Below are 6,329 nucleotides of genomic sequence, written 5' to 3'. Positions count from 1 at the left end.
AGAGCGTGTCTCATGTGGGGAGTTTCTTGAAGCAGGTGAGTGCGGCGGCGAGGTGAAGGAAGCCGGCGAAGTGTTCGCCGTGGCGTTCGTAGCGGATGGTCATACGTCGGTAGCCGGTGAGCCAGGCAATGGTGCGTTCGATCTTCCACCGGTACCGGCCGAGGCGGTCGTTTCGCTCGATGCCGCGGCGGGCGATCCGCGGGACGATGCCTTGTTCGCGCAGCCACCGTCGGTGAATGTCGTAGTCGTAGCCCTTGTCGGCGCGAAGCTTTCCCGGCTTGCGTCGGCGTGGTCCGCGCCTGGACTTCGTTGCCGGAATCGCTGCCACCATTGGTTGCAGCATCGTGCTGTCGTGGGTGTTCGCCCCGGTCACGCCCACGACCAGTGGGATTCCGTTTGTTTCGGACAGGACGTGGATCTTCGATCCCTTCTTGCCGCGGTCGACGGGACTGGGGCCGGTCAGCGATCCCCCCTTTTTGCCCGGACGCTTGCCGCGTCCAGGATTGCTGCCGTCCAGTCGAGTTCGCCCGCACTACCGAGTTGGTCGAGCACCTTACGATGCAGTTTTTCGAACACCCCGGCTGCCACCCACGCGGTAAACCTTCGGTGCGCAGTAGGAACCGTGACCCCGAACGAGGGCGGCAGGTGCCGCCACGCACATCCGCTGGTGAGCACGTACACGATCGCGGTGAACACCGCCCGGTCATCGGCCGGCGCACTGCCGCCTCCCTGTGGCCGGGCGACAAAAGGCGGTATCAACGGTTCGACTATCTCCCACAACGCATCCGGAAACAACCTCAGTGACAACTCATCTACCACGCGTCACATTATGTCCCACACATCACTTCATCCACATGAGACACGCTCTTACTGGACAGGTAGACGATACCTTTTGCGTGGTCATCGATATGGTTGCTGCCGAGTTGGAAGCGTTGCATGAGCGGATCCGGTCGATTCGTCCGGTCGGAACCGCGGCCCCCGGGTCCGCGAGTACGTCGTTGCGGGTCTGGAACGGCAAGAACGGGTGGACGCTGGCCGAGCGCGCCGGTGAGGCGAGCCCGGACGGGATGCAACGCCTGCTGCGGCGGGCGGACTGGGACGTCGACGGGTCCGCGACGTGTGCGTGACTACGTGGTCGAAAGGCTCGGCGACCGCACCGGGGTGTTGATCGTCGACCTATGCCGAGTCGGTAACTATGCCGAGGTGCGGCTGGGGTGATGTGATCCGCCGTGCCGGGAGTGGCGGTCTGGATGATGAACGCTCGAACGGGTCGGCATAGTCTCGTCGGCGGGTTGACGCTTCTTTTGTCGGAGCACGGCGCTCCGGGAATGGAGGCGGGTCATGACCCACACGAGCACGAGAAGGAAGCCTGGCCGGATGGGGCCCTTTATCGAGGGCTATCGGACGTGGCTGTTGGGGCTGGGATACACGCGGGGCTCGGTTGTGAACATGCTGGCCATCGCGGGCGATCTCGGCCGGTGGATGGATGTGCGAGACCTCGCTCCAGAGGGCCTCGACCGGGTCGTGGTGGCAGAGTTCCGCAGTGCGTGCCGCGACGCCGGAATGCATTGCGCGCCGGGGCCGCGTGGGTTGGATCCCCTACTGAATTATCTGGGACACGTGGGTGTGCTGGTCGCGGCCGCTGCGCCGGCCACACCGGTCGAGGAGCTGGTGGCGCACTATCGTAGTTGGCTCGTCGCCGATCGGAGATTGGCGGATGCGACGGTTGTGCGTTACGCGAAGTTGGCGCGCTCGTTCTTGTCGCAGCGGGTTACCGAGGACAGTGGCTGGGTCGGAAGCCTCACCGGGGCAGACGTTGTGGCGTTCCTGTTGCGGGAAAGCGGACGCCTCAGCGTCGGCTCGACCAAGGGGCGTGTGGCGGAGCTGCGGTCGCTGCTGAAGTTTCTGTATCTGGCCGGCCTGACGCCACAGCCGCTTGCCACGGCCTTGCCGCCGGTCGCCGGCTGGCACGACACGGGCGTTCCCAAGGCAATCGCTGCTGCGGACGTGCAGCGGCTACTCGATACCTGCGACCGGACCGACCCCACGGGCATCCGAGACTTCGCAATACTCACGCTGGTCGCCCGACTGGGCTTGCGGTCGGTGGAAGTGGCGCGACTGGAGCTGAGCGACATCAACTGGCGAACCGGGCAAATCGTATCGAGGGAAAGGCATCTCGCGAGGACGGCATGCCTTTGCCACGCGACGTCGGCGAGGCGTTGGCCGCGTACTTGGCGCAGGCGCGTCCGGAGGTGAGGCTCCACCAGATCTTCGTGACATGCAAGGCGCCGAGGCGTGCCATCACACCGGGCCTGGTCAGCGACGTCACCCATCGCGCCTGTGATCGCGCCGGCCTGCCCGATGTGGGCGCGCACCGGCTACGGCATTCGCTGGCAACGGAGATGTTGCGGCGGGGAGCCACACTCGTCGAAGTGAGCCAGGTGTTGCGGCATCGCGATCTTGCCACGACGGCCATCTACGCGAAGGTCGAGTTCGACACCTTGCGGACGATCGCGGCACCTTGGCCCGGAGGTGCGCGATGAGCGCCCTGGCCGACGCTGCCGAAGACTACCTACGGCTGCGTTACAGTCTGGGCCACGACCTGGCTGCATACCACCGCCAGCTGCTGCAGTTCGTCGCCTACCTCGATGCCACTGGCACCCCCACGGTTACCGTCGCAGCGGACCTCGCCTGGGCGCAGGGGCCCGACGTCGACCCGAACACCACTGTCGGGCCAAGGCGGATGACCGTCGCCCGCAGCTTCGCCCGCTACATGGCCGGAATCGACACCCGCACCGAGGTGCCGCCACCGGGGCTCCTCCCGAATCGGCGACGGTGGCGGCCGCCGTACATTTACAGCCCGACCGACATCGACACTTTGATGGCCGGGGCGCGGCGTTTGCACTGGCCGCTGCCCGCGGCCACCCACGAAACGTTGATCGGGCTGCTGGTGGCAACCGGAATTCGGGTAGGGGAAGCGATCCGGCTCGATCGCGGCGATATCGACTGGGCCGATGCGGTATTGACGATCCGTCAGTCGAAGTTCGGAAAAACCAGACTGGTTCCCGTGCACGCGTCCACCCTCACCGCACTCGACCGATACACCCGGACCCGCGATTGGATCTGCCCGCAGACCACCGCCCAGAGCTTCTTCGTCTCGATGGCAGGCACCAGAATGATCTACCAGTACGTCCAGTAGACCTTCCGGCGGCTCTGCGACGATACCGGAATCGGCACCGGAGCCGAACATCCACCACGAATTCACGACCTACGCCACATTCTTTCCGCTTAGTTGTCGTGTTGCGATTCCCGTTTGGTCGCCGCGCTCACGTGGCGTTTCCGTATTGCGGTGGGCTGTGTGGTGTTTCTATGGTCCCCGCTTATGATCTTGGTCGAAGAAGAACCGGCGGGCCCGGACATCGATCAGGACCGGATGCCCGCCGATCGCGGTGTCGGTCACCGCCGATCGCGGTGTCGGTCACCGGTCGGCGATACCGCGAATGCACACGAGTGGCCTCACCACCGCACCGCGTGCACCACGCTCGGTCACCTCGGGAACGGGCCCGGGTTCGGATCATCGATCCGACTCGCCAAACACCGACAACATCGATACCTGCCAGATGCGGAAGTGGACCCGCACACCGTCTTCAGCGCACCCGGAGAATCCTCACCCGACCTCTTCGATGCAGGTCAGTGACACGCCAAGCGGCTTCACGAAAATTGCGCCAGATCCAACTGCGTGGCGGATGAACCCCTCAATCTGAGGGATTTACATGGCCGCTGACATCACGGGGCAACCGGGAACTGCTGCGCAGCAGAGGCACCAAGGCGGTGATCCCCGAGAAGACCGATCAGGCAGCGAACCAGGTGAACGAGGGCCGCGCGGGCGGGGGCCACCGAACTTCGACCCCGAGTCAAAACTCGTCCTCACCTATCTAGTTGCAGGCATCGTCGAGTGGCTCGAACTATCAGGAGACATAACTTACAGGCCCCATGCCAATCGCGTCACGCCCCAGACTCGGTTCGTGCACGGCTATGTCGGCGTTGACTTCACGGACGGTTGCTCTACTGCACGAATGGAGACGGAGCAGGTGTTCCGTTCGCAAAAGAAGTGGAAAGTCACAAAACGCGGCGTACCTTCATACCGTCGAACACAGGAGCTATCCGGACTACGTCACCCGTTGTCGGGGCGTGGATCATCTGGCCCTCCCCAAGGTAGATCGCGACGTGGCCGGGCCCACCGCTCCCCCAGTTTCCGAACAATAGATCCCCGGGCACTGCCACCTGGATCGGTATCTCAGTGCCGATCGACCACTGCTGTTCGGATGTGCGTGGAAGCGTATTCTTCCCTCCGGAAGCAGCGTGCACAGCATATGAGGTCAACCCTGAGCAGTCGAATCCTCCACCAGACGGCCCGTAGATGCCGCCCCCTCCCCAGACGTACGGTAAACCGAGGTAGCTCAGTGCACGTTCGGTGATCTGTTGGCCCAGTCCGGATATGGTCAGCCCGTTGAAGGGTGACAACATCCGAGCGAACCCGTCCTCGGTCGAGCGAATCTTGGTTACATACGGTTTGGTCTGATTCTCATAATCCACACTCCCCGAGGGCATTCCACCGTGCTGAAGTACCGCGCCGAGCCCAGCGTTGTAGCCGGCGATAGTGAGGTCCAGCGTGTCACCCGTGACCAGCCCTTGGATCTTCCATGCATCGATCTGGCTGAACATGTCGCACATCAGGTGTCCCGATGCCATCACGGAGTCGGCGACGCCCAAGATGTCCGCGAAGCCGTCGCCGTCGGCGTCCTTGCCGTATTTGCGCCAGGTGGAGTCGATGAATTGGCCGGGCCCGCGGGCACCGGCGGACGACACTGGTGCGTTCGCACCGTACCTGAATCCGTTCTCTGCGGAGTACAGCGCGGCCAGCGTGTATGCCTTCACTCCGTCGCAGAGGTTTCCAGCCTTCGTTAACCATGGAGCGAAGACAGCGAGGGCGCCAACCGGGGTGGGTGATACCCCGAGGACGGTAGCGGGCCTCAATGTCGTGAAGGGAGATTCGCCAGCGCCGTTGTTCGCGATGCCGGTTGCGGAAGGTCCAGAAGTACCCGCCATTTCCGGACCTGGCAGGGGATCCGCGACGTTCAGCGGTGGTGATGTCCCCGGCCCTCCGTCTACCCCTACCGGTACCGGTGGATTGACCTGATCAGGCAATGGCAGGTACGGCTCGACGACATCCGCGAAGGCGTCGACCGCGTCGTCTAATCCTTGCTGTACCGATGGTCGTGTGTCGGGTGGAAGTGTGGAGACGAAGTCGTCGACTTGCTGTACGGCGCCCGGCACGGCTTGCTCGGCAGACTGCACCGCCTCACCAGCTTGTTCTTTGATCGGCTGCGGAAGGTCGGCGCCGTTAACTGCCCCGCTGGCGGCAATCACGATGGCGACGATGATGGCGGTTGGATCGGACATTGTTCGCTCGTCTCGTCACACGGCTGCGGTACAGCCGCGGATGACGGGTTCTGCCAGCGTGCAGGTGGCGTGAGTGTTGCGGGTTGTGAATTCGAGCGACATAGCGATCCTTCGATATCAGATTGAGCGAGAAATCAGTAAGCGTCCGACCGTGACGGAGCTGTCCACGCGGGTGTCATCTGCAACTGGGCGAATGATTCTGTCGGAGCATCGAACGCGTAGTCGTCGACCGCTGGGTCAGATGCGTGGAAGCTGTCGGCAATAGCTGCCTGCGCGTGTTCGGGGAGGGTGTGCATGATCTGACGGACGCGTTCCTGCCGGCGAGCGACGGCCTGCCGGAACGGCATCCCCGGCGTCGCCTTCATCTGCGGGACGATGCCCTCGACGTCGTCGACACCACCGGCGTGGTGACCGGCATCGACCATCGCCTGCTCCTGCGCCATGGTGGCCTCGTCCTTCTCCTCCGACATCCCGATCGGACCGATCATCGTGCCGTTCAGGAACTGCTTGACCACCGGCTCCTCACTGGTCAGCAGCACCTCCCGCGGACCGAACATCACCAAATGACGACGGAACAGCATGCCAATGTTGTCCGGCACCGTGCGCGCGAGATTGATGTTGTGCGAGACGATCAGGATCGTCGCGTCGATCTCGGCGTTGATGTCGATCAACGTCTGCGAGATGTAGGTGGTACGCACCGGATCCAGACCCGAGTCCGGCTCGTCGACCAGGATGATCTGAGGGTCCAGCACCAGGGCACGGGCCAGGCCGGCACGCTTGCGCATACCACCGGAGATCTCACCGGGCAGCTTGTCCTCGGCCCCGAGCAGGCCGACGAGCTCCATCTTCTCCATGACGATCTTGCG

6 protein-coding genes and 1 pseudogene are annotated in these 6,329 nt (G+C 63.7%); 4 read left to right on the top strand and 3 right to left on the bottom strand.

Features of this window, described 5'->3' with window-relative positions; genetic code table 11:
• Positions 1–10 precede the first annotated feature (10 nt).
• Positions 11–819 (bottom strand): IS5 family transposase gene (locus tag ACNJ7E_RS08835; protein ID WP_418338899.1). Its coding sequence is split into 2 segments (ribosomal slippage): positions 11–486 and positions 486–819, totalling 810 coding nucleotides; the frame shifts between segments, so codons are not numbered across the junction.
• A 77-nt stretch (positions 820–896) separates the two neighbouring features.
• Here ACNJ7E_RS08835 and ACNJ7E_RS08830 point away from each other — a divergent pair.
• The 4 genes and pseudogenes from ACNJ7E_RS08830 to ACNJ7E_RS08815 form a co-directional block, all read left to right on the top strand.
• A pseudogene (locus ACNJ7E_RS08830) lies at positions 897–1,176 on the top strand (IS701 family transposase); the annotation flags it as partial.
• Between the two features lie 165 nt (positions 1,177–1,341).
• Positions 1,342–2,256, top strand: coding sequence for a tyrosine-type recombinase/integrase (locus ACNJ7E_RS08825; RefSeq protein WP_418339636.1), 915 nt, complete (start codon positions 1,342–1,344; stop codon positions 2,254–2,256).
• Positions 2,190–2,543, top strand: a complete 354-nt coding sequence (locus tag ACNJ7E_RS08820) for a tyrosine-type recombinase/integrase (RefSeq protein WP_418339635.1) — start codon at positions 2,190–2,192, stop codon at positions 2,541–2,543. The genes ACNJ7E_RS08825 and ACNJ7E_RS08820 overlap by 67 nt, the downstream gene beginning before the upstream one ends.
• Positions 2,540–3,199: a tyrosine-type recombinase/integrase gene (locus ACNJ7E_RS08815; protein ID WP_418339634.1), complete on the top strand. Its 660-nt coding sequence runs from the start codon at positions 2,540–2,542 to the stop codon at positions 3,197–3,199. The genes ACNJ7E_RS08820 and ACNJ7E_RS08815 overlap by 4 nt, the downstream gene beginning before the upstream one ends.
• Positions 3,200–4,119: 920 nt before the next feature.
• Here the strand turns inward: ACNJ7E_RS08815 and ACNJ7E_RS08810 are convergent.
• Positions 4,120–5,463, bottom strand: a complete 1,344-nt coding sequence (locus ACNJ7E_RS08810; protein ID WP_418339633.1) for a C40 family peptidase — start codon at positions 5,461–5,463, stop codon at positions 4,120–4,122.
• A 134-nt stretch (positions 5,464–5,597) separates the two neighbouring features.
• On the bottom strand, positions 5,598–6,329 hold a 732-nt coding region (locus ACNJ7E_RS08805), incomplete at its 5' end, for an ATP-binding cassette domain-containing protein (protein WP_418339632.1).

Origin of the sequence: Rhodococcus mengyinensis, assembly GCF_048381435.1 — a bacterium.
GTDB lineage: Bacteria > Actinomycetota > Actinomycetes > Mycobacteriales > Mycobacteriaceae > Rhodococcus_F > Rhodococcus_F opacus_D.
The sequence above is the reverse complement of the archived record's forward strand: the minus strand, read 5'-3'. Positions and strand labels throughout refer to the sequence as shown.

Bases quoted from the DNA above. Each gene is read 5' to 3' on its own strand.
- ACNJ7E_RS08825 (WP_418339636.1), top strand. From the start codon at position 1,342: ATGACCCACACGAGCACGAGAAGGAAGCCTGGCCGGATGGGGCCCTTT.
- ACNJ7E_RS08810 (WP_418339633.1), bottom strand. From the start codon at position 5,463: ATGTCCGATCCAACCGCCATCATCGTCGCCATCGTGATTGCCGCCAGC.
- ACNJ7E_RS08820 (WP_418339635.1), top strand. From the start codon at position 2,190: ATGCCTTTGCCACGCGACGTCGGCGAGGCGTTGGCCGCGTACTTGGCG.
- ACNJ7E_RS08815 (WP_418339634.1), top strand. From the start codon at position 2,540: ATGAGCGCCCTGGCCGACGCTGCCGAAGACTACCTACGGCTGCGTTAC.